General features: G+C 45.9%; 21 protein-coding genes. 8 read left to right on the forward strand and 13 right to left on the reverse strand.

What is annotated here, in order from left to right; all coding sequences use genetic code 11:
- Positions 1-39 precede the first annotated feature (39 nt).
- Both L4C36_RS09005 and L4C36_RS09010 read left to right on the forward strand, forming a co-directional pair.
- Positions 40-1,524, forward strand: coding sequence for a carboxypeptidase M32 (locus tag L4C36_RS09005; RefSeq protein WP_428477473.1), 1,485 nt, complete (start codon positions 40-42; stop codon positions 1,522-1,524).
- Between the two features lie 292 nt (positions 1,525-1,816).
- Positions 1,817-2,104 carry a hypothetical protein gene (locus L4C36_RS09010; RefSeq protein WP_428477474.1) on the forward strand — a complete coding sequence of 96 codons (288 nt, stop codon included), beginning with the start codon at positions 1,817-1,819 and terminating at the stop codon, positions 2,102-2,104.
- A 134-nt stretch (positions 2,105-2,238) separates the two neighbouring features.
- Here the strand turns inward: L4C36_RS09010 and pepT are convergent, their stop codons facing one another.
- The 4 genes from pepT to L4C36_RS09030 all read right to left on the reverse strand — a co-directional run bounded on the left by pepT (position 2,239) and on the right by L4C36_RS09030 (position 5,924).
- A complete protein-coding gene (pepT, locus tag L4C36_RS09015) occupies positions 2,239-3,471 on the reverse strand; it encodes a peptidase T (RefSeq protein ID WP_428477475.1) in 1,233 nt (410 codons plus the stop codon).
- Positions 3,472-3,669: 198 nt separating this feature from the next.
- Positions 3,670-4,329 carry a DUF2987 domain-containing protein gene (locus L4C36_RS09020; RefSeq protein WP_428477476.1) on the reverse strand — a complete coding sequence of 220 codons (660 nt, stop codon included), beginning with the start codon at positions 4,327-4,329 and terminating at the stop codon, positions 3,670-3,672.
- A 3-nt stretch (positions 4,330-4,332) separates the two neighbouring features.
- On the reverse strand, positions 4,333-5,124 hold the full coding sequence (locus L4C36_RS09025; RefSeq protein ID WP_428477477.1) for a glucosaminidase domain-containing protein: 792 nt from the start codon (positions 5,122-5,124) through the stop codon (positions 4,333-4,335).
- A complete protein-coding gene (locus L4C36_RS09030) occupies positions 5,121-5,924 on the reverse strand; it encodes a hypothetical protein (RefSeq protein WP_428477478.1) in 804 nt (267 codons plus the stop codon). Before L4C36_RS09030 ends, L4C36_RS09025 begins: the two co-directional genes overlap by 4 nt.
- 389 nt (positions 5,925-6,313) lie before the next feature.
- Between L4C36_RS09030 and potA the strand changes: the two genes are divergently transcribed.
- The 5 genes from potA to L4C36_RS09055 all read left to right on the forward strand — a co-directional run bounded on the left by potA (position 6,314) and on the right by L4C36_RS09055 (position 11,774).
- Positions 6,314-7,432: a spermidine/putrescine ABC transporter ATP-binding protein PotA gene (potA, locus tag L4C36_RS09035; protein ID WP_428477533.1), complete on the forward strand. Its 1,119-nt coding sequence runs from the start codon at positions 6,314-6,316 to the stop codon at positions 7,430-7,432.
- Positions 7,416-8,273 (forward strand): spermidine/putrescine ABC transporter permease PotB, encoded by an 858-nt coding sequence (potB, locus tag L4C36_RS09040; RefSeq protein ID WP_428477479.1) that lies wholly within the window; start codon positions 7,416-7,418, stop codon positions 8,271-8,273. Before potA ends, potB begins: the two co-directional genes overlap by 17 nt.
- A complete protein-coding gene (gene potC / locus L4C36_RS09045) occupies positions 8,273-9,043 on the forward strand; it encodes a spermidine/putrescine ABC transporter permease PotC (RefSeq protein WP_428477480.1) in 771 nt (256 codons plus the stop codon). The genes potB and potC overlap by 1 nt, the downstream gene beginning before the upstream one ends.
- A gap of 108 nt (positions 9,044-9,151) precedes the next feature.
- Positions 9,152-10,183: an extracellular solute-binding protein gene (locus L4C36_RS09050; protein ID WP_428477481.1), complete on the forward strand. Its 1,032-nt coding sequence runs from the start codon at positions 9,152-9,154 to the stop codon at positions 10,181-10,183.
- A gap of 547 nt (positions 10,184-10,730) precedes the next feature.
- The gene (locus tag L4C36_RS09055; protein ID WP_428477482.1) at positions 10,731-11,774 is read left to right on the forward strand and encodes an extracellular solute-binding protein; all 1,044 of its coding nucleotides are present in this window, start codon (positions 10,731-10,733) and stop codon (positions 11,772-11,774) included.
- A gap of 128 nt (positions 11,775-11,902) precedes the next feature.
- On the opposite strand, the gene L4C36_RS09060 is transcribed toward L4C36_RS09055, so the two are convergent.
- Positions 11,903-12,790 carry a LysR family transcriptional regulator gene (locus tag L4C36_RS09060; protein WP_428477483.1) on the reverse strand — a complete coding sequence of 296 codons (888 nt, stop codon included), beginning with the start codon at positions 12,788-12,790 and terminating at the stop codon, positions 11,903-11,905.
- 182 nt (positions 12,791-12,972) lie between these two features.
- Between L4C36_RS09060 and L4C36_RS09065 the strand changes: the two genes are divergently transcribed.
- Complete coding sequence (locus L4C36_RS09065; RefSeq protein WP_428477484.1) at positions 12,973-13,392, forward strand: PACE efflux transporter; 420 nt, start codon at positions 12,973-12,975, stop codon at positions 13,390-13,392.
- A 43-nt stretch (positions 13,393-13,435) separates the two neighbouring features.
- On the opposite strand, the gene L4C36_RS09070 is transcribed toward L4C36_RS09065, so the two are convergent.
- From L4C36_RS09070 to L4C36_RS09105, 8 genes are all read right to left on the reverse strand, one after another.
- Entirely contained in the window at positions 13,436-13,924 is a 489-nt protein-coding gene (locus tag L4C36_RS09070) for a hypothetical protein (RefSeq protein WP_428477485.1), read from the reverse strand.
- A 139-nt stretch (positions 13,925-14,063) separates the two neighbouring features.
- Positions 14,064-14,774, reverse strand: coding sequence for a Sir2 family NAD+-dependent deacetylase (gene cobB / locus L4C36_RS09075; RefSeq protein WP_428477486.1), 711 nt, complete (start codon positions 14,772-14,774; stop codon positions 14,064-14,066).
- Between the two features lie 309 nt (positions 14,775-15,083).
- Positions 15,084-16,160: a formate dehydrogenase subunit gamma gene (locus L4C36_RS09080; RefSeq protein WP_428477487.1), complete on the reverse strand. Its 1,077-nt coding sequence runs from the start codon at positions 16,158-16,160 to the stop codon at positions 15,084-15,086.
- Positions 16,161-16,280: 120 nt separating this feature from the next.
- Positions 16,281-16,898 (reverse strand): formate dehydrogenase FDH3 subunit beta, encoded by a 618-nt coding sequence (fdh3B, locus tag L4C36_RS09085; protein WP_428477488.1) that lies wholly within the window; start codon positions 16,896-16,898, stop codon positions 16,281-16,283.
- A gap of 11 nt (positions 16,899-16,909) precedes the next feature.
- A complete protein-coding gene (locus L4C36_RS09090) occupies positions 16,910-19,768 on the reverse strand; it encodes a formate dehydrogenase subunit alpha (protein ID WP_428477489.1) in 2,859 nt (952 codons plus the stop codon).
- Between the two features lie 13 nt (positions 19,769-19,781).
- The gene (locus tag L4C36_RS09095) at positions 19,782-19,982 is read right to left on the reverse strand and encodes a twin-arginine translocation signal domain-containing protein (protein WP_428477490.1); all 201 of its coding nucleotides are present in this window, start codon (positions 19,980-19,982) and stop codon (positions 19,782-19,784) included.
- A 159-nt stretch (positions 19,983-20,141) separates the two neighbouring features.
- Complete coding sequence (locus tag L4C36_RS09100; protein ID WP_428477491.1) at positions 20,142-20,744, reverse strand: TorD/DmsD family molecular chaperone; 603 nt, start codon at positions 20,742-20,744, stop codon at positions 20,142-20,144.
- Positions 20,745-20,754: 10 nt separating this feature from the next.
- Positions 20,755-22,422 (reverse strand): 4Fe-4S dicluster domain-containing protein, encoded by a 1,668-nt coding sequence (locus L4C36_RS09105; RefSeq protein ID WP_428477492.1) that lies wholly within the window; start codon positions 22,420-22,422, stop codon positions 20,755-20,757.
- Positions 22,423-22,438 lie beyond the last annotated feature (16 nt).

Consider the following 22,438-nt stretch of genomic DNA (forward strand, 5'->3'; position numbering starts at 1 on the left):
ATTTTCAGTGCCGATATGAGTCAACATAAAGGATTGATAATGACTTTCTATCAAAAATTAGAACAACATCATAAAAAGCTCTCTAAGCTCGAACATTTAGGCGCCATCTGCGGTTGGGACCAAGCCGCGATGATGCCAGAAGGCGGAAACACAGCCCGCTCTGAAGCCATGGCAGAATTAGCCGTTATGGCACATGAATTAGCCACTGCGCCCTACCTTGCTGAGTGGTTTGAATTCGCACAGCGTGAATCCCTCTCTCAAGAAGAGAAAGCCAGCTTAAACGAAATGAAACGCCATTGGCGTAATGCCAATGTCCTACCAGCAAGCCTTGTCGAAGAAAAATCACTGGCGTGCTCTCAGTGTGAGCATGCATGGCGTACACAGCGCGGCAATAATGATTGGCAAGGATTCAGTGAGAACTTACAAAAAGTGGTTGAACTCACGCGTCAAGAAGCCCAGATCCGCGCAGAAGCCACCGGCCTGAGCCGTTATGACGCTCTACTTGATTTGTATGAACCAGGGATGACCAGTGCAACCTTAGATGCTTTATTCACCGATGTGAAAAACTGGTTGCCGGGGTTAATTGCACAAATCCAAGATAAGCAGACCCATGATCAGGTTATTCAACCACTCGGCCCCTTTCCGACAGAAGAGCAAAAGACACTCAGCCTTGATATTATGCAAAAGCTGGGCTTCGACTTTCACCACGGCCGATTGGATGCCAGTGTCCACCCGTTCTGTGGCGGCGTACCGACCGATGTCCGTATTACGACCCGTTATGATGAGGCTGATTTTACCTCTGCGTTAATGGGGGTGATCCACGAAACGGGCCATGCCCGCTACGAGCAAGGTCTGCCTCAAAAATGGGCAGGGTTACCGGTAGGTAAAGCCCGTTCAATGGGGATCCACGAATCGCAAAGTCTGTTCTTTGAAATGCAGCTCTCTCGTAACGAACACTTCATCGATATTTTAGCGCCATTAGCCGCAGAAACGTTCAATCGCAGTGATGATCCATCATTAACGCCAGAAAACATGGCACTGCTTAATACCCGCGTGGCTCCGGGCTATATCCGTGTCGATGCCGATGAAGTCACCTACCCTGCACACGTTATTCTTCGTTATGAAATCGAGCGTGATCTCGTGGAAGGGCATATTGAAGTGGCGGATATCCCCGAGTTGTGGGACAGAAAAATGCAGGAATACCTAGGCTTGAACACCAAAGGCAACTTCACGGATGGCTGCATGCAAGACATTCACTGGACCTTTGGTAGCTTTGGTTACTTCCCGTCTTACACCTTAGGGGCGATGTATGCTGCGCAGTTTATGTCTGCGATGCGTAAAGAGATGAACACGGACAACCTGATCCGTGAGCGTAATTTCCAACCTATCTTCAATTGGCTGGATCGCCATGTATGGAAACGCGCCTCTCTGGTCAACACAGATAAACTGCTCATTGATTCAACCGGTGAAGCACTCAATGCCGAGCATTTCAAAAATCACCTGATCGCCCGCTACTTAGGCTAGTTTGTTTTGGTGAGGTCTTACGTTAGGTCCTGGCGCTTAGCTCTTAGAACTTAACGTATTTTCCCCAGTCACACGCTGACTGGGGGAAACTCTTCTTATCTCTGCTTATCATTTACCCTTCCGTATATTGCCGCCATGCTCTGTGCACTATCTCTGCGTTCATTAACTATTGCATCTATCGCTGTTGTCGCAGTCACACCTCAAAATGTTACATTCAAGATGGTACTCATCTCACATCTTTAATTCTCTTGAGGTATATACTTGAATGAGAAATGCGATGAGGATCCGTAAGATGAAATACGAAGCAAAAGACTTAAATTACACAGGAGAATCCTGCGGGGTACATAACTGGATCACCGACGAAGGCCACAGTTTTTATTGGCATCCAGACTGGGTACATATCGCAGAAGATCAGACCGGTATGCACCCCAAGCAACCACTGGAGATCAGTGACAATGAGAAAGGTACCCAAACGCACGCCATTTCTGCCATCGTAAAACATCTGAACAATTGGATTGTAGGCGAAATCGAAAAACACCCAGAAGTAAAAGACCAAGCCAAGCTGTACGATAAAGACTGAGTGAACGTTTTCCCAAATATCTTTTAAAGCGTTGGCGCTGGTGGCCACAAAAAAAAACGCCCTGATATGCATATCAGGGCGTTTGCTTTTACTGCTGCTTTACCATAAGAGATAATGCAGACAACTTAACGTCGTTATTTTTTGTATTGCAGAGCGGTGTTTTCTGCCAACTTGACGATCACCTGAACCGCCTGCTGCATCCCTTCCACCGTAATGAACTCATGAATACCGTGGAAGTTATAACCGCCAGTGAAGATATTCGGGCATGGTAGTCCCATGAAGGACAAACGCGCGCCATCAGTGCCACCACGGATCGGCTTAATTTCTGGTTCAACATCGCAATCGATCATGGCTTGTTTAGCCAACTCAATGATGTGAGGGTGCGGCACAACCATCTCACGCATGTTCGCGTAGCTATCAACGATCTCAACACTCACGCGGCCTTTGTCTAAACGCTGGTTAAGGGCATCAACATTTTCTTGGATCAACGTTTTACGGCGCGCCAAGCTATCCGCATCAAAATCACGCAGAATGTAGTGAAGCTGTGTTTTCGCCACGCTTGGATCCATAGAAACCAAATGGAAGAAGCCTTCATAGCCTTCCGTACATTCCGGGGTTTCCTGTGCTGGCATCATCATTTGAAATTGTGCAGCAATGTTCATGGCGTTGATCATTTTATCTTTTGCCGTACCAGGGTGCACATTCACGCCATGGCAGGTAACAAACGCCGAGGAAGCATGGAAGTTCTCATACTCCAACTCCCCCACAGGGCCGCCATCAATGGTGTAAGCCCACTGCGCGCCAAACTTAGCCACGTCAAACTGATCGGCACCGCGACCGATTTCTTCATCTGGCGTAAAGCCGATGCAGATATCACCGTGCTTGATCTCTGGGTTCGCTTTCAATACCGCTATGGCTGTAATGATTTCTGCGATACCGGCTTTATTATCCGCACCAAGCAGCGTTGTACCATCTGTTGTGATGATATTGTGGCCATGCAGGCGGTTTAAATCCGGATATTGAATAGGAGACAACACTTCATCACCCATCCCCAATGCAATATCGCCACCTTGGTAGTTTTCAACGATTTGCGGTTTTACGTCTTTACCTGATGCGTCAGGCGCTGTGTCCATGTGAGCGATAAAGCCAATAGCAGGCACATCGTGATCAACGTTTGAAGGTAAGCGTGCCATCAGGTAGCCGCTGTCATCCAAATCAACATCCGATAAGCCAAGTGCAATTAACTCATCTTTCAATTGTTGAGCTAATACGCGCTGCCCTTCAGTACTTGGGCAATGGCTATTGGCTGAATTCGATTGTGTTTCAACACGGACGTAACGTAAAAAACGCGCAATTAATTGTTCCATATCCCACTCATGCAGTGCAAATTAGTCATTATGTGAGTGTCAGTATTACGGCTCGTGCAGGGAAATGAATTGCGGTGAATCATTATTTGTTACATCTTGCGCAAAAAATAGACAGGTATTAACAATGGCTATTTTAGGTAATAAAAAACCCGAGAGAGGCTCGGGTTTGATTTTTATATCGTGCAATACAGACAACGATCAGTCGCGAGGTAACCAAGGCGTGACTTTCACAATAGAAACCGGAAAATCCACTTTCTCAGCTATTGCGAGATCAACCAGTTTCAATACCGCTTTCTTATCTGCTACTGTCACGACAGTCCCATTGGTGAGTTGAATTGGGTCTACCAGTTCAGAAGAAAGATGAACAACCACCCCTTCCACCTCTGGCATGAACCAGTCGGAGAACATCCCGCCAAGATCAGACAATATCACCTGCATTTGTGGCGTGAGCCTTGCCACATCCGCCTGCGTGATTGACGTATCAAAATGATCACGGGCAATCACCTGCATAGAAACATCACAAGTAATCCCCTCATCAATCACAAACGTCACATCCGGATTCGCTTGGCGCAAATTGCTATCTACCGGTATATCAAGCTCATTGCTTTCCGGGATGATCAACGCTTCATAATGTTCATCTTTACGCATCCAGCCTTTATGTACATCACATACGCTGCCATCACGCTGGTCGAGCAAGAAGAAAGCCACCTTGACGTCATCATGGCCTTCCTCCACGTTTTGTTTCAGTTTGCTAAACAAGGTGCTGTAGCGCATATCAATATTTTGCGCTAACGCTGCGCTTGCATACAACGAGGTACTTGCGACTAAACCAGCCAGAAACCAATGGGGTAACTTCATCCTTTATCCTTGGAGCCAGTATTGATTGTTATGTCGGATCATGGCCTGAATCTCTTCTACGTACGCATGACCGCGTTCTGAATATTGGGTTAATCCTTTCGCCAATGTTGTGCCGTCGACCGGCTTGTTTTCCACACGCAATGCAGTACGAATATCACGTAATTCTTGGTAGGCACGGTGCGTATTCACATTCATAAAATACCCTTGTACTGCCAAGTATGGCGTTTCAAAAATCGCCACTTCATGGGCGGCCCCTGCATTACGGGCATTCGGTATTAACCCGCAGCCTTTACGATAACACCATTGACCAAAATAGTTATTACCCTGGACGGCAAAGCGTGACGTGCCCCAGCCTGATTCATTCGCGGCTTGGCTAAGCACCAAGGATTCAGGCAGAACATCTACACGGTTGAGCATAATAGACAACCAATCCATTGTGACAGTGTCATCCATAAGAGGCTGTTTATACACATTACCTAGTTTTACGGCGTATTCATGATCATCGCCAGCAATCAACGCAGCAGCATTCATTTTCTCTTGCAACGCGATCAAGAACGTACGCTCTCGCTCAACACGCTGATTCTCATGAATAACAGCCGGTCTTAAGTAATTAAAGAAAGCCGCTTTTTTCTCTTTTACATCCTGAAATGCCGAGAAGTCAGGTCTCACTTTCTGGGCATAGCTGGCTGCGGTGTCATTGTCTGTTGTTGAGTCTGGGTTTTCCCCACAAGCGGTCAAGCCGCTGAGCAATGCTACGATGGCAATTGCTTTATTATTTATTGTTTTTCTTATCACGCGTTAAATACCTGAGGGTCCTCTTTATCGTTAGTATTATTATCATCTTCCCCTTTCTCAACGGTAGTGACTTGCAGTGTCACACCGAATAGATTGCGATAGATGATCGCTTTTGCATTAAAATAGAACGGAACGGTCCAAATCAAACCAAGTCCCATTGGTAGCAATGAAATAATACCCATGACCACTATGGCAAGATAGATCGCTAAAATTGGCACGAAATTGCGCAATGTCGCCATGAATGAATATTGAATGGCTTTCACGGGTGACAAGCGCTTTTCGCAAATAAGGATGATAGCCATGCCAAAGAACATAGGCAGTAATAAACCTAATGGCGGGAAAATTTGACTTGCAAGGATGAGTAAAACAATTGTCATGACTTCCGTAACAATCGCAACAAGGCTGAATGACATACCTTTCATCAAGTGGGAAACCTTACTTGGCAACCCTACTGCAAAATTAAGTGTCATCAATGCAATTCCAGCATAAAGCGGCGCAGTTACAACACTTGACCACATGGATGCCCAATTAAGTGCCATTGCAGCACTGGTTCTCACGGCTTCACTTTCATTGAAGAACATGTCCCCAACAGACAGTTGCCCCCCCCCTTGCAGGTTGAATACAAACTGAAGCAAAGCTATATGTAGAGTATAAACGATAACAAGTGCTGGTAAAAAAGAGACAAAGTTTTTTGCTGTAGTACGCCACGCCTCTTGTAGCACAGTAACCGGTTGCAGTTCACTTTTACCTTTCAGGGCCTTCTCAATCGAGCCGCCCACATGGAATGTTTTGTTATTCATCTGTTTTTCGCTAAATTTTATACATTGATAAGGTTGATTGTACGCTAGGTAGACAGGATATAGAAATAGTGCAGCGGAATGATGGGATCAGTCACCATAGTATGAAAAAACATACTGGTAAAATAACATTCTAATTATTGCACTATGATTAATGTTCAACCAACGACTATAATTAAGCTTTAATCTTGATTTAAAAGCATTTTTGTGCGCATTTCAAGTGTTACGTATTGTATTTATTATAACATCGCGATGCTTGTAATAATTTGATCTTAAAAATTGAAAAAAAACGCTTTAATTTACACGTTTAGGGGACTATTATGCGCCCCCTAAATTCATACTCATAGTTGGGGGGATTACCTATGAAACCCCTGGGTGGAGATCACGTAGAATTGAACGCTGCAGAAACTACTAAAGCACCGGTGATTCAGCTTAAAGGGCTGAGCAAAAGCTTCGATGGTAAGCAAATTATCACTGGTCTCGATCTGAATGTTAACGATGGTGAATTCCTTACCATCTTGGGTCCTTCTGGTTGTGGTAAAACAACTGTCTTACGCCTTATTGCCGGTTTTGAAAACGCCGACGAAGGTAACGTTGTTATTGCTGGCAAGGATGTGACAGACATTCCCGCCGAGCAACGTAATGTCAATACTGTCTTCCAAAGTTATGCACTTTTCCCGCATATGACAGTGTATGAGAACGTTGCATTTGGTCTTCGTATGCAAAAAGTGGCCGAAAGCGAGATTGAACCTCGCGTTATGGAAGCTTTGCGTATGGTACAGCTGGAGCAATTTGCTCCTCGCCAACCACACCAACTTTCTGGCGGTCAACAGCAGCGTGTCGCAATCGCTCGTGCCGTTGTCAACAAGCCAAAAGTATTGTTGCTTGATGAATCGTTATCAGCACTGGATTACAAACTGCGTAAGCAGATGCAAATCGAGCTGAAACAGCTACAACGTAAGCTTGGCATTACTTTCATCTTCGTTACTCACGATCAGGAAGAAGCCCTTTCGATGTCAGACCGCATTATCGTTATGCGTTCAGGTAACATCGAACAGGACGGTAGCCCGCGTGAAATTTACGAAGAGCCGGCAAACTTGTTCGTTGCTCGCTTCATCGGTGAAATCAATGTGTTTGACGCGGAAGTGAAAGAACGCCTTGATGAAAACCGCGTGCTCGCTAACGTTGAAGGTCGTCATTCCATGATCCACTGTAAGTTGGACGTGAAACCTGGCGACAAAGTGAAAGTGTTACTGCGCCCTGAAGATATCCGTATCGAAGAAATTAACAATGGCGAAGAAGCACATGGCATTGTTGGTTACATTCGTGAGCGTACCTATAAAGGTATGACATTGGATTCAGTTGTAGAACTGGAATCAGGTGCACCGGTAATGGTTAGCGAATTCTTCAACGAAGATGATCCTGATGTAGACCACTCTCTGGATCAGAAAGTTGCCATTACTTGGGTTGAAAGTTGGGAAGTGGTACTTGCAGATGAACAAGAAGCTTAATCTTCAAAACATCATCATTACTGTCATCGTAAGTTGGTTGTTGCTGTTTGTCTTCATTCCAAACTTGATGATCATCGGAACCAGTTTTCTGACCCGAGATGATGCAAACCTGATCGAAATGACCTTTACCTTGGACAACTACATCCGGTTGTTCGACCCGCTTTATGCGAAGGTAATGTGGCACTCGTTCTACATGGCGCTGGTGGCTACCCTACTCTGTTTGTTGATTGGTTACCCCTTTGCCTACGCGATTGCCAAGATGCCTGAAAAATGGCGTCCGTTTATGTTGTTTTTGGTCATCGTACCATTTTGGACCAACTCACTGATCCGTACTTACGGTTTGAAAATCATGTTGGGTACACGCGGTATTCTTAACAATACCCTGATGTACCTAGACATTATCGACAAGCCGCTGCGTATTATGTACACCGAATACGCGGTAATGATCGGCCTGGTTTATATCTTGCTACCGTTTATGGTGCTACCGCTTTACTCTGCGATCGAGAAATTGGATCACAACTATATTGAAGCGGCGAAAGACCTTGGTGCGAATAAGTTCCAGACATTTGTGAAGGTGATTTTCCCACTGACAATGCCTGGTATTATTGCGGGCTGTTTGTTGGTACTACTTCCTGCATTGGGCATGTTCTACGTGTCTGACCTGCTAGGTGGCGCGAAAAACCTACTGATCGGTAACGTTATCAAGAGTCAGGTGCTTAATGCTCGAGATTGGCCGTTTGGTGCAGCGACAAGTATCGCGCTGACAATGGCAATGGCAGTGATGCTTTATGCCTACTACCGTGCAGGTAAGTTGCTCAACCGAAAAGTGGAGCTGGAATAATGGGACGCGTATTTAAATTCAGTTTTATGACTGTGGTGTATGCCTTCCTTTATACACCGATTATCATTCTGATCATTAACTCATTCAATGCCAGCAAGTTTGGTATGAAATGGGGTGGTTTTACCACGAAGTGGTATCACCAACTTATGAGCAATGACAGTTTGATGCAAGCAGCATGGCACTCGTTGAATATTGCCGTTTTCTCAGCAACCGCTGCTGCGATTATTGGTAGCCTGACGGCTGTTGCCCTCTTCCGCTACCAGTTCCGTGGCAAGAAGTTCGTAAACGGTATGTTGTTCGTTGTAATGATGTCTCCTGACATTGTTATGGCTATTTCATTGCTTGCCCTGTTCATCCTTGTGGGTGCAGAGCTTGGTTTCTTGTCACTGCTACTTGCACACATTACCTTCTGTCTACCCTTCGTTGTGGTAACAGTATATAGCCGACTAAAAGGCTTTGATGTGAAGATGCTTGAAGCAGCACGTGACCTGGGCGCAAGTGAGTGGGTCATTCTAAAACAAATCATTTTGCCATTGGCAAAACCTGCTGTATTCGCAGGCTGGTTGTTGAGTTTTACCCTATCACTGGACGACGTGATCGTGAGTTCATTCGTGACAGGCCCTAGCTACGAAATCTTACCGTTGAAGATTTACTCAATGGTTAAAGTTGGTATCTCGCCAGAAGTGAATGCATTGGCTACAATTATGCTAATTGTTTCTCTGGTAATGGTAGTATCTTCGCAGCTTATCGCGCGAGATAAGACCAAATAAGGCTCAGGCTTTAAAAAATTGGCTTTATGCCAAAAAATGAGCAAGTGGCCCCTTTGGGCCACTTGTTTTGTATACATACCCTAAAAGGGTTTTGGAGAAGATAAAATAATGAAGAAATGGTCCGCTTTTCTAACCGGTACTGCAATGGCTGCAGCAATGTTCACCACTACTGCAAACGCAGCAGATGAAGAATTAGTTTTCATGAACTGGGGTCCGTACATTTCTACGGAGCTACGTGAGCAGTTCACTAAAGAAACGGGTATTAAAGTGATTTATTCGACTTACGAGTCGAACGAGACTATGTACGCTAAGTTAAAGGCTCACCCAAAAGGTTATGACCTCGTTGTGCCATCAACTTACTTCGTTGCAAAAATGCGCGATGAAGGCATGTTACAGAAAATCGACAAATCAAAGCTAACTAACTTTAAAGAACTTGATAAGAATTATCTGGACAAGCCTTTCGACCCAAATAATGACTACTCTATCCCGCACGTAATCGCAATGACAGGTCTTGCAGTCAACACTGACATGTACGACCCTGCAGATTTCGACAGCTGGGCAGACCTATGGAACCCTGAGCTTAAAGGCCAGCTAATGTTGATGGACGACACCCGTGAAGTGTTCCACATCGCACTACGTAAGCTTGGTTACTCAGGTAACACAACGGATCCTAAGCAGATTGACGAAGCACGCGAAGAGCTTAAAAAGCTAATGCCTAACGTGCTTGTATTCAACTCAGACAACCCTGCTGCCCCTTACCTTGCTGGTGAAGTTGGCCTAGGTATGCTTTGGAACGGTTCTGCTGCTGCTGCACAGAAAGAAGGTCTTCCTATTGAGCTAGTATGGCCAAAAGAAGGCGGTATCTTCTGGGTAGATAGCCTAGCTATTGCTAAAAACGCAAAGAACGTAGAAGCGGCACACAAGATGATCGACTTCCTACTTCGTCCTGACGTTGCAGCAAAAATTTCTGAAGAAACGGGTTACCTAACTGCGGTTGAGAAATCAAACGCGAAGTACAAAGACGACCCAACTCTATTCCCACCTCAAGCTGATCTTGACCGTGGTGAATGGCAGGATTCAGTGGGTGACATGAGCATCCGCTACGAAAACTACTTCCTAGAGCTTAAAGCCGGTCAGTAATTTTCATCCTAAAAAGCAGCTCTTCGGAGCTGCTTTTTTGATCCTGGCAACAAAATCGGTTACGTCCATTTTTCTCATACGACCCCTCTGTTTTCTCACACATTCGTGACTATCCCACTGTTCTGCTCGCCGCCCTTTGTGTATCACTGACCCACCTATATGCTTGCCTCAAATCCTAACCTCTTTGAACGCCATCATTTGAATCTATTTTCTTATTCACGTTGGATATATCGCGTTGAATATATAAAGGGATTCACTACAACTAAAACATCTTCACAGGTAAAGCACCTGCTAATGAATATTTCAGCAAGATAAAATCGGGCATTATATGAGCATATACAAAACGATATTGTACAAAACATGACAAATCCAATTATTGTTTGTCATAACTTGTTGATACCCTGCTATAATAGTGCTGACTTACACAAGTTATCACCCGTCCGGAAATAGAAGCGCTAAGTTTCTGTTTCCTTTTATTATGTAGGAGAAGCGGTAAAAAACCGCTAGAGAACACTCTCAAAATCCCTGTTTGTTAGGAGCGTTAAAAATGAAAAAATGGTCTTCTTTGATGGCCGGCGGTATGTGTGCTATGGCAATGTTTTCAAGCATTGCGACAGCCGCAGACAACGAGTTATATTTCTACAACTGGTCTGAGTATATCCCAAATGATGTACTGGAAGAGTTCACGAAAGAAACGGGCATTAAAGTCATTTATTCGACTTATGAATCGAATGAAACCATGTACGCTAAGCTGAAAACGCATGGCGGCGGTTACGACCTGATTGTACCTTCAACGTATTATGTATCAAAAATGCGTGAAGAGAACATGCTTCAGAAGATTGATAAATCAAAGCTTTCTCATTTTGATGACATCGATCCAAACTTCCTACACAAGCCGTTTGACCCAACAAACGACTACTCTATCCCTTACATTTGGGGTGCGACGGGTATCGGTGTAAACACTGATATGATGAACAAAGCACAAGTGTCTAAATGGGCTGACTTCTGGGATCCTAAATGGGAAGGCCAGTTGATGATGATGGATGACGCACGTGAGTTCTTCCACATTGCCCTGCGCAAACTAGGTTACTCTGCTAATACTAAAGATCCAGCACAAATCAAAGCGGCTTATGAAGAGCTGAAAAAACTGATGCCAAACGTATTGGTATTCAACTCTGACTACCCTGCTAACCCATACATGGCCGGTGAAACGTCACTGGGTATGCTGTGGAATGGTTCAGCCTACATGGCTCGCCAAGAAGGTGCGCCAATTGATATCGTATGGCCTGAAGAAGGCGCGATTTTCTGGATGGATAGCATTGCGATCCCTAAAGACGCGAAGAACATCGACGCGGCACACAAGATGATCGATTTCCTTCTACGTCCAGAAAACGCAGCGAAAATCGCACTTGAAATTGGCTACCCAACGCCAGTTGCAACAGCGAAGAAATTGCTGCCGAAAGAATTTGTGAACGACCCGATGATCTACCCACCACAATCTGTAATGGACGCGGGTGAATGGCAGAACAGCGTAGGCGACGCAAACCCTCTTTACGAAGAGTACTACCAGAAGTTGAAAGCGGGCCAATAATCCCCCTTCCTTCACGGTAAAGAAAAGCCTGATCATTGATCAGGCTTTTTTCATTTCTGTGCCCTTTCGGAGCAACAGCCCCGTATTGCCGTCAACCGAACACATTGTCTGCCATTGATTGTGCGCCATTAAATGATAGGATCCAACAACGCCTTTAACGCTTGCTTTAACCACATTCCCGCAGGACCCAGTGTCACATTTTTTGCCGTAACGACTTCGACAGGAATTGACCAATCTTTATGGTCAAACGACACCGGCAATGTAAGCAACGTGCCCGCCTGTATTTTATCTGACACCAAATGTAGCGGCAGATACCCCCAACCTAACCCTCGCTCAATCATTTTTATCATACTGTATTGATTAGTTATCCGCCAAACATGTGGCGACACCACCGGAAAATAACGGGCTTGGTCGTCTTCAAGACCGCGCGCCAAAATTTGTCGATAGGGAATCAAGTCCATCGGTTCTACACATGATAAATCAGCAAGAGGATGTTGATGGTTCACCACAGGAACAAATGCCAAGTTCCCTATATAGCAAACGTCAGCCTCACGGATCGTCTCAAAGTCACACAACATCACACCAATACAGGCGTTGCCTTCGAGCACTCTATCCCTGACGTCAATACCAGATGCGGTCAAAATATGAAGTGACGTTGCGGTGAAGGTGTCACTGAACGTCTCTGCAATATGGTATAGGCGGTCAACTTGCAACGCTTCATCCACCACAATGCTCAGTTGGCTCTCTTCGCGTTTTGTCAGTGCGTTAGATGCACACTCTAATTCTTTCGTCTGCTGCAAAACGGCTTCTGCAAAATGAAATAAATGTCGCCCCGCCTCTGTTAATACCGGTTTACGCGTTGTCCTGTCGAACAACTCTACATTCAAATCCACCTCTAAGTTAGCAATGCCCTGACTCACCGCTGATTGCACCTTTCCAATGTGTCGCGCACAGGCCGAAAATGAGCCTAATTTGGCGGAGAGCACAAACATATTGAGTTGATCTAAATTATACATACGCACTTCCGTTATAAGTGATTGAATCTACGTATCCTGATACTTTACCCATCACTAAAACTGACAATAACTAACTCGATATAATCATATAAAAAGATACATTACACGTATAGATTCAGTGCGAACTTTTCGTTTCGCACATTGTTTGAAACATCGTTAAGTCAATTGAGTGGTAAGTCGTTATGACCATTAAAGAGCGTATTTTACATTCCGTGTTGTTTGAAGTGTTTGCATTAACCATCATTATGCTGGGTGCATCCCTATTTACAGACAAAAACCCAGCCGTCATCGGCGGCATTGGCATTACGTTGTCACTTATTGCGATGGCCTGGAACTATGTCTACAACCTGGGTTTTGATAAAATATTCGGTGCTGATCGTTTATCTCGTACCATCGGCACGCGTATCGCGCACGGTTTTGGCTTTGAAGGCGGACTCTTGGTGGTTACCATTCCGGTGTTGATGTGGGCACTGCAGATGGACTTCTGGACGGTATTGATTTTGGATCTGGGGGTTGTGATTTTCTTCCTAGTCTACTCCATCATCTATAACTGGGTGTATGACCAAGTGAAAGCGAAGTACTTCACGCCAAACATGGCTTAAGATCATAGTAAAAAGCCACACCAAACAAGTGTGGCTTTTCTAATTATTTAACAGATATTGAGTATTCAACAAAGGTTTTATCGTTAAGCATGTTAATTGGAGGCAACGTTGAACCATAGTCGGTATTTTCAAGAATGAAATAATAGGTTCCCTGCTCCAATCTACCCCACTTTGATTCGTGATGGGTAGCAACAGGTGAAATACTCAGATCTGGATAGTACCTCAGGTCTACATTAGTAAACTGATTACCTTGTGTCATCGTGACCCAAGCGTTGTACTCTCGTTCCGATACCAAAAAACCTTCAATTGCTGGACCATCTAATACAGTAACTGTTGTTTTTACATCTGCATTTCTATTCAAGCTAAAGCCGATTGCGTAATATTGATCCTCATTAATACTAATAGCATCAGACACTAAAACCCGTGAGGATGAACCCGTAGTTGTGCTACCACTACTGTCTCCACCATCACCACCGCTTCCACCACATCCGACAAGACCAGCAACAAGCAAAATAAATAAACTGCGTTTCATAATTAATCCTTTCTATATTGTTCGGGAAGAACCCTAACGAATGGAGAAAATAATGAAATCAAAATTCGCAACAAAAAATTAACTTTTCATGTTGGTTCAAATTGTCATGAATACTGTGATACTTGTTCTTTACATATATTTAGCTGAGCAACTCATCCACGAAGGCAGGAACAAGCACTGATGCAGGGCCATAACGCTTTTCGGCAAATTCACTTTGTACGTCGCTCGGTTCTAAATTCAATTCAATGGTATGCGCACCATGCATTGCGGCTTCATGAACAAAACCCGCCGCAGGGTACACCGCCCCCGACGTCCCAATAGAAATGAACAAATCCGCTTCCATCAAGGCATCGTGAATGCGATCCATACCGATTGGCATTTCACCGAACCACACCACGTTAGGACGCATCGGTGACGGCATTTGGCAGCAATGGCACTGATCTTCCATTGCAATATCCCCACTCCATTCGACGGCTTGCCCTGTATAGCTGCATTGTGCTTTTAATAATTCACCATGCATGTGGATGATATTCTCTGAACCGGCAGCTTCATGCAGATTATCGATATTTTGCGTCACGAGAGTGACTTTACCATCCAGCTCTTTTTCTAAACGCGCTAACGCTTTATGTGCATCGTTTGGGAAGACTGTACCGCTTTCAAGTTGCTGACGACGCAGATTATAGAAGTTTTGCACCAAGACAGGATCACGGTGATACCCTTCAGGCGTCGCCACATCTTCAATGCGGTGCTTTTCCCACAAGCCATCTTGATCACGGAATGTTTGGATACCTGATTCAGCGGAAATCCCCGCTCCCGTCAAAATGACAATGTTTCGATATGGAAATAGCATGCGCGTGTCCTTTCATAAATAAGCGGTATCTTTATTTTATACCATTATTTTCATGTGGTTATAACCACTTGTTTACGACATTAGTCTAATAAGCAATGACAATACTAAAATTATAGTGCGCTAGGTATGGTAATAATGACCTATTTTCAGTTCTCTTTGAAATACTGTCATTATTATCGCGGATGATGACGGTCATTGATTCAGCGATAATTTTAATTATAGTGCATTAAGGTTGGCTTAATGTAGGCATACGCACATAAAAAAACAGCAGCCCATTGGACTGCTGTTTATCAATACTTCGTTTAAGGCTTACGCATTATTCTGCGTGGTGTCGCCTTTTTTATCGGCTTCTTGCGCTGCATCATAACCTGGCTGGTTTTCAGGAAGATCTTTCACTTCGTTGTACCATAGGTCGTGGTGCTCTTTCGCCCAAGTCTCGTCAACTTCACCGGTGATCATACCATCCAGTGCAGCTTCCATACCGAACAAACCGATGTAGATGTGGAAGATGAAACCACAGATCAGGATCAGTGCAGAGAACATGTGCAGCAAGTTAGACAGTTCCATATCACGACGAGTTTGGCCGAAGATTGGGAAGTCTAGGATAAAGCCACTGATGGTGATAAAAATACCAAAGAAGATAAGCAACCAGAAAATCGCCTTCTCACCACCGTTTGAGAAACCTGCTGATGGATGGGTACCTTTATGCTTACCGACCATGCCGCCCATTTTCATGAACCACTTCATATCCACCATAGTGAACAGGCTCTTACGCCACCACTTCACCAGTACCGCAATCAACAAAATACCGAAGATTGGACCGATGTAGTTATGGTACTGTTTCGCCGCATAGATAATCCAGCCCCATACTTCTGTAGGCACAACAGGCTTAATAAAGTGCTTGCCGTAAACGAGGGTTAAACCACTGAATGCCAGAGTCAGGAACGTGAATGCCATACTCCAGTGCAACGCACGATCCAAACGGCTCCAGCGTTTGATCTTACGGCCGGTCTTTGGCTTGCTCAGCTTCAATGGACCCACGACAACATACGCTAGGCCCACCATCGCAAGGCTACCAAAAATAGCCAATGCACCCAGTGGAGACATCCACTTCTCTTTCAAGATGTACCATGTCTGCCCTGGCACACTGATCAACACACCGTGTTCCGGTGATGGTGATGTGGTGTACCCTTGCTGACCATCTTTCACTGCGCGCCAATAGTCAGCACCTGCAAAACCTGCCATTTCAGATTTCACAACAGACTCACCCAAGCGCTCAGTATTCGTGTTTGCGTCATTTTCATTGCTAGCAAACGCTGACACCGACAGTGTCAGCGTCAATGCCGTTACCAGCATCGCAAACCAATGTTGAATTCGCTTAGTCATAAAACTCCCGACTGTTTTCAACAGTATTTCTCAATCTACAATTCAGCCCGAAGCAAGCTGCCACGGGCTGAATACATCGGCGTTAAAATCAACACTTAACACCGATGACGGTTATGGCTATTAAGCCTTGCTGCCTTTTGTTGCGTCGTATGCTAAGTCGTCAGTTGTTGCCCAACCGGCTTCCTTCGCACCACGTGCAACCACACGCTTACGGAAAATGTCAGAGATCTTCTCTGCATCACCTGCGAGTAGCGATTTGGTTGAACACATAGACGCACACATTGGTAGCTTGCCTTCTGCGATACGGTTTGCGCCGTACAGCATACGCTCTTTCTCTGAACCCGGTTCCGTATTTGGACCGCCAGAACAGAACGTACATTTGTCCATTTTGCCACGCTCAGCAAACGCCGTTTGTTTCGGGAACTGAGGCGCACCGAACGGACAAGCAAACAAGCAGTAACCACAACCGATGCAGAGATCTTTGTCGTGTTGAACAATGCCATCTTCAGTTTGGCTGAAGCAATCTGCAGGACAAACCGCCATACATGGCGCATCGCTACAGTGCATACATGCCACAGAGATAGAGTTTTCGTTTGGTAGACCGTCATTCAGGGTTACCACACGACGACGCTGAATGCCCCACTCTAGCGCTTCATCGTTGGCGTTTTTACAAGCTGTCACACAACCATTGCATTCAATACAACGCTTAGAGTCACAAAGAAATTTCATACGTGCCATCTAAGGACTCCTTACGCTTTAGTGATTTTACAAAGGGTTACTTTTGTTTCTTGCATCTGAGTAACCGGGTCATAACCGTAGGTGGTTGCCGTGTTAGCAGCTTCACCTAAAACATACGGTGCACAACCTTCAGGGTAACGGCTATGAAGATTTTCACCTTCGAAGTAACCACCGAAGTGGAACGGAATAAACGCAAGACCCACTTGAACGCGTGGTGTCACCATCGCTTTCACTTTAATGCGGCCTTTTTCTGCGCCTTCAACCCACACCATTTCGCCATCGCGGATGCCAATGTCGTTCGCATCTTTCAGGTTAATTTCAACGAACATTTCACGCTGAAGTTCAGCCAACCATGGGTTAGAACGGGTTTCTTCACCACCACCTTCGTACTCAACCAGACGGCCAGACGTTAGGATAATTGGGTATTCACCAGACACGTCTTTGTCCTGAATAGACTTGTACAGTGTTGGCAGACGGAACATCGCTTCGCTGTCGTTCCACGTCTGGTATTCAGGCAATAGATCACGACGTGGCGTGTAAAGTGGCTCACGGTGTAGTGGCACTTTATCCGGGAATGTCCAAACCACAGTACGCGCTTTTGCGTTACCGAATGGAATACAACCGTGCTTAATCGCTACGCGCTGAATACCGCCAGACAAGTCAGTTTTCCAGTTTTTACCTTCAGCAGCGACTTTTTCTTCTGCTGTTAGGTCATCCCACCAACCAAGTTGCTTCAGCATCTTGTCAGTAAATTCTGGGTAACCGTCTTCCAGTTCACAGCCCAATGAATAGCTGTCGTCAGCCAATAGGCTTTCACCGTTACGCTCAACACCGAAACGTGCACGGAAGTTACCACCACCCTGTGCAACCGTCTTAGACGTATCGTAAAGGATGTGCGTACCAGGATGCTTCATCTCTGGCGTACCCCAACATGGCCAAGGCAGACCGTACGTTTCACCGTTTACAGGACCACCCACCGCTTCTAGCGACGTGTTGTCAAACATGTGCCAGTTCTTCTGGTGTTCTTTCAAACGCTCAGGGCTCTGACCGGTGTAACCGATTGTCCACATACCTTTGTTGAATTCGCGCGTGATGTCTTCAATCACTGGCTGATTATTTTCAACGTTGATGTGCTTGAATAGCTGATCCGAAAGACCCAGTTTCTGCGCAAGCAGGTACATGATTTCGTGGTCAGGCTTAGATTCAAATAGCGGCTCGATAACCTGATCACGCCACTGAATAGAACGGTTTGTTGCTGTTACAGAACCGGTCGTCTCAAACTGTGTGGTCGCTGGAAGCAGGTACACGTTATCAGTACGGCCGTTCATTACCGCTGCCACACCTGGGTATGGGTCAACGATAACCATCATGTCTAGTTTGCCCATCGCAGTACGCATTTCTGTACCACGGGTTTGGGAGTTCACTGCGTGACCCCAGTAGAACATGGCACGGATGTTGTCGTTCTGCTCGATGTTCGCTTTGTCTTCCAACACGCCATCGATCCAACGAGAAACCGGAATACCTGCGTTGTACATTGGCTTTTTGCCACGGTATTCGTTCTGGTCGAAACGGCCTTTAAGCCATTCGTAGTCAACATCCCACACTTTAGACCAGTGCTTCCACGCACCTTCAGACAGGCCGTAGTAACCTGGTAGGTTGTCAGACAATACGCCGAAGTCGGTCGCACCCTGTACGTTATCGTGACCACGGAAGATGTTAGCACCGCCGCCAGATTTACCCATGTTGCCTAGTGCAAGCTCAAGGATACAGTACGCACGTGTGTTGTTGTTACCAGTAGTATGCTGAGTACCACCCATACACCAAACCACACAGCCAGGACGGTTTTCAGACAACAATTTCGCCGTCTGGTATACATCAGCTTCTGGCACGCCTGTTACGCGCTCAACTTCTGCTGGTGTCCACTTTGCCACTTCTGCGCGAACTTCTTCCATACCCCAAACACGCTGGCGGATAAATTCTTTATCTTCCCAACCGTTATTGAAGATGTGGAATAGCACACCCCAGATGAAGGCAACGTCAGAACCCGGACGCAGTGATACGTAGTGATCCGATTTCGCAGCAGTACGTGTACGACGTGGGTCTACCACCACAATCTTACAGTTGTTACGCTCTTTCGCGATAAGGATGTGCTGCATCGCCACTGGGTGCGCTTCTGCAGGGTTTGAACCGATGAACAGCATAGACTTACAGTTATGCATGTCATTCAGCGAGTTCGTCATCGCACCGTAACCCCAAGTATTCGCTACACCGGCCACTGTGGTTGAGTGACAGATACGCGCCTGGTGGTCAACGTTGTTGGTACCCCAAAGAGACACCATTTTACGGAACAAATACGCTTGTTCGTTGTTGTGCTTCGCCGAACCCAACCAGTAAACGGAATCCGGGCCTGATTCTTCACGGATTTTCAGCACTTGTTGGCTGACTTCCGTTAGTGCCTGATCCCAGCTCAGTTTCTGCCACTTGCCGTTAACCAGCTTCATTGGGTATTTTACACGACGCTCGCCGTGACCGTGTTCGCGCAGTGCCGCACCTTTTGCACAGTGTCCACCAGCATTAAAAGGGTGGTCGAAAGCAGGTTCCTGGTGAGTCCAGACACCGTCTTGAACTTCCGCGTAGATACCACAGCCCACTGAACAGTGTGAACAGATAGTACGCTTCACTTCTTTTGGCGCGTCATACACATCTTGCGATGCGGCTTCGGCTTTTTTCATCATACCTGGTGCAAACATGCTTGCACCCGCTACACCACCAGCCGCAGCCAATGACGTGTTTCGGATAAAGGAACGACGGGTAATACCTAGCTGGTTTTCGTCCTTGCTCACGTTGTCGGAACGTTTAATCAGTTTCATTTATAGCTCCGCCTTACAAGGTTTCGTAGTAATCGCGAACGTGTTGCGTTTCGCGATAGCCTGTTGTTTTTTCATTCTTCTTCTCTTCTGGCTGGGTCTCTTGGGCTTGAACAGCCGTTGATACACCAGCCACAACAGCACCAGCTGCCACACTAAGGCCAATGTTTTTCAACAACTGGCGGCGGCTTTGATTGGGTTTATTGTGCTCACTCATAAAAGCGTGCTCCTTTATCGTATCTCCTGATTTTTCACATGACTTCATGCGTTCAGGATGTTTTTTTGCTACGTTTTCATCAAATGTTATGAGTCAACACGAACGTCGACCCTAACGCTGAGAAACAGTTACATTGTCACGAAGTGAATTAGACAGATTCTAGTTCACTTCCATGAAGCGTGTTTTTTCTATGGTCAGGAACTGTAGGGCAACTTCCCCGACCGCACTATAAAACACGGCACTTTTTGCGGTTTTCATGTCCATGCAAAGACGTTCGACCCAAGCGGCAAGATGACGATTGAAGAACGTACGTTGCACGTGCATATCCCCGCCTTCCACCAGCATTGCCATCACTTCAAGTAATGCAGCAATGTGGTCTTCAGGTTCTTTCACAGACTCATCACGGGCAAAACCCAATTGCGCCAAATCACGACGCAGATGCGCCAAAGGCATTTCCATTAGAGAACCGGTCAGGTACCACGAACCAAAAGGAACCAGTTCGCCGCGACCAATACCAATGAAAAGGTCTTGATATTCTTCTTCAAGGGCAATCACAGAGGTTTTCTGCGCCGCCAATTTCAATACAGGCCAAGCCGCAGCCATACCTGTTGTAGCCGGTTGTTTCGCCTCTACATCTAGCGTCGAAAGCCAATCGATCACATCTTGCTTAGGTGCGCGACGTAGAAGATGAGCAAGCATCGCGTAGATATCGACGCGCAGTGACATTTCTTCTTGTTGAGCATTCATTTGTTGCTGTTCCATAATGGCTTTCCTACATCTTCAACTGACTTTCAGGATCATCGGCAAGGTGAGTAAAAATGTCGCGAACACGACAATCTTCACACATAGCGACACGACGCAGTGCCTCTCCTTGGAAGTGCGAGTGACCTTGTAACTTTTCAGTCAGCATTTTAATCATGGATGCAGGCGCAAATGCCTTACCACAAGATGTACAACATGCTGCTTCTTCTTCATGCACAGTACGTACAGATTGACGAGCAGTCGCATCCCAAGTCAGGCCTGGTTTTAGGGTAATGACTTTTTCAGGACACGCTTTTTCACACATGCCGCATTGCACACAATCTTGTTCAACAAATAGCAGGCCTGGACGATCACCAATGGCATGCAATGCACGCGTTGGACAAACCGCCACACAACTCATACATAACGTACAATCATCCGTTTTACATTCCACGCCACCGTAAGGGGCATTGTCTAACAATGCAGAATGTGCAGGTTTCACTGACGCCTCTGCATAAAGTGCATCAAGTACCGCAAACAGTTTTGCGCGCTTATTGCCTTCCAGACGATCGGCAGTTTGAAGTAGTGCCGCATCAAAACCGGCAAAGGTTTCAGCATCTGCAAAGTTAAACAATGCAATACGCTCTGCGTCATAACCCATTTCCGTTAGGAAGGTTTGAGCAATGGTCAATTCATCACGTAAAACACGATCAATGGTTGCCGGAATGTATGCCGTATTCGTTGCAAGCAGAACCTGATGCGCACCGTAAGCCAATGCACTAAACCATGTATCAATACCGATCGTTGCCAATTCTTCCAATGCAACAGGAATGACAGACGTAGGCAGTGTAGGCAGAACCTGAGCCACTTTAGCTTCGTCACGATTACCAAAAAAAAGCAGTGTTGGCGCTTCCCCACCCTCTGACAAATAACGGGTCAGTAAACGATGCACAAAATGTTGTGTGTTTTCCGGATCAGGTAGCGCATAGGTAATGGCTTCTGTCGGACAAGCTGTCGCACACGTCCCTACGCCTTGGCAAAGGTAAGGATTAATTTCAATAGAATGACCGGTACTAGACAGAGCCCCTGCAGGACAAGCATCCACACAACGGTCACAACCTTGAACACCACGAGAAGAATGCGCGCATAGATCTGGGTTCAGACGAAAATACTTCGGCTTATCAAACGTACCCAACATAGCAGGTAGCTCTTCAATCACATCAGCCACTTTCGCTTTACCCGCCCCCACGGCGTAATAACCCGGTGCAGGAATTTCTACCGCAATCAGGCCTTCTGCTGTCATATCAACCACAAGGTCAAAACAAGGACGCGCAATCGCCACTTTCGCCAGATTAACCGCAGTCAGAGAGCCTTCAACTTCACAGTTAACATCGAAGGCACCCAAGTAACCACTTACCGTCACATTCGCGGCAAAATACAGGTTGTCACGTTTTTGTGTCGCTTCTGCTTTCTCTGTGGCTAGTAGGGTTACAGAGTTCAAGTCAGAAAATTGATCGGCTAATGCGGTAATTGTGTCTTCTGCACCAATGATCACAACATTGCCACGGCTTTCGTAAGAAACCGTTGGTGGGATCAGATTCGACAATTCCACGGTGCCTTTAATCGCCGCGTGTCGTGCTTTACCATTGTGATCCGCAAAAGCGCTCTCAGAATATGCTTCAAGTGTACTATTTAACATTCTTATTCCTGTCTAC

Origin of the sequence: Photobacterium japonica (assembly GCF_050337005.1) — a bacterium.
GTDB classification, from domain to species: domain Bacteria; phylum Pseudomonadota; class Gammaproteobacteria; order Enterobacterales; family Vibrionaceae; genus Photobacterium; species Photobacterium japonica.

What these genes read in the sequence shown, in the direction of transcription:
- L4C36_RS09005 (WP_428477473.1), top strand. Translation starts at nt 40, where the DNA reads ATGACTTTCTATCAAAAATTAGAACAACATCATAAAAAGCTCTCTAAG.
- L4C36_RS09010 (WP_428477474.1), top strand. Translation starts at nt 1,817, where the DNA reads ATGAAATACGAAGCAAAAGACTTAAATTACACAGGAGAATCCTGCGGG.
- pepT (WP_428477475.1), bottom strand. Translation starts at nt 3,471, where the DNA reads ATGGAACAATTAATTGCGCGTTTTTTACGTTACGTCCGTGTTGAAACA.
- L4C36_RS09020 (WP_428477476.1), bottom strand. Translation starts at nt 4,329, where the DNA reads ATGAAGTTACCCCATTGGTTTCTGGCTGGTTTAGTCGCAAGTACCTCG.
- L4C36_RS09030 (WP_428477478.1), bottom strand. Translation starts at nt 5,924, where the DNA reads ATGAATAACAAAACATTCCATGTGGGCGGCTCGATTGAGAAGGCCCTG.
- potB (WP_428477479.1), top strand. Translation starts at nt 7,416, where the DNA reads ATGAACAAGAAGCTTAATCTTCAAAACATCATCATTACTGTCATCGTA.
- potC (WP_428477480.1), top strand. Translation starts at nt 8,273, where the DNA reads ATGGGACGCGTATTTAAATTCAGTTTTATGACTGTGGTGTATGCCTTC.
- L4C36_RS09050 (WP_428477481.1), top strand. Translation starts at nt 9,152, where the DNA reads ATGAAGAAATGGTCCGCTTTTCTAACCGGTACTGCAATGGCTGCAGCA.
- L4C36_RS09055 (WP_428477482.1), top strand. Translation starts at nt 10,731, where the DNA reads ATGAAAAAATGGTCTTCTTTGATGGCCGGCGGTATGTGTGCTATGGCA.
- L4C36_RS09060 (WP_428477483.1), bottom strand. Translation starts at nt 12,790, where the DNA reads ATGTATAATTTAGATCAACTCAATATGTTTGTGCTCTCCGCCAAATTA.
- L4C36_RS09065 (WP_428477484.1), top strand. Translation starts at nt 12,973, where the DNA reads ATGACCATTAAAGAGCGTATTTTACATTCCGTGTTGTTTGAAGTGTTT.
- L4C36_RS09070 (WP_428477485.1), bottom strand. Translation starts at nt 13,924, where the DNA reads ATGAAACGCAGTTTATTTATTTTGCTTGTTGCTGGTCTTGTCGGATGT.
- cobB (WP_428477486.1), bottom strand. Translation starts at nt 14,774, where the DNA reads ATGCTATTTCCATATCGAAACATTGTCATTTTGACGGGAGCGGGGATT.
- L4C36_RS09080 (WP_428477487.1), bottom strand. Translation starts at nt 16,160, where the DNA reads ATGACTAAGCGAATTCAACATTGGTTTGCGATGCTGGTAACGGCATTG.
- fdh3B (WP_428477488.1), bottom strand. Translation starts at nt 16,898, where the DNA reads ATGGCACGTATGAAATTTCTTTGTGACTCTAAGCGTTGTATTGAATGC.
- L4C36_RS09090 (WP_428477489.1), bottom strand. Translation starts at nt 19,768, where the DNA reads ATGAAACTGATTAAACGTTCCGACAACGTGAGCAAGGACGAAAACCAG.
- L4C36_RS09095 (WP_428477490.1), bottom strand. Translation starts at nt 19,982, where the DNA reads ATGAGTGAGCACAATAAACCCAATCAAAGCCGCCGCCAGTTGTTGAAA.
- L4C36_RS09100 (WP_428477491.1), bottom strand. Translation starts at nt 20,744, where the DNA reads ATGGAACAGCAACAAATGAATGCTCAACAAGAAGAAATGTCACTGCGC.
- L4C36_RS09105 (WP_428477492.1), bottom strand. Translation starts at nt 22,422, where the DNA reads ATGTTAAATAGTACACTTGAAGCATATTCTGAGAGCGCTTTTGCGGAT.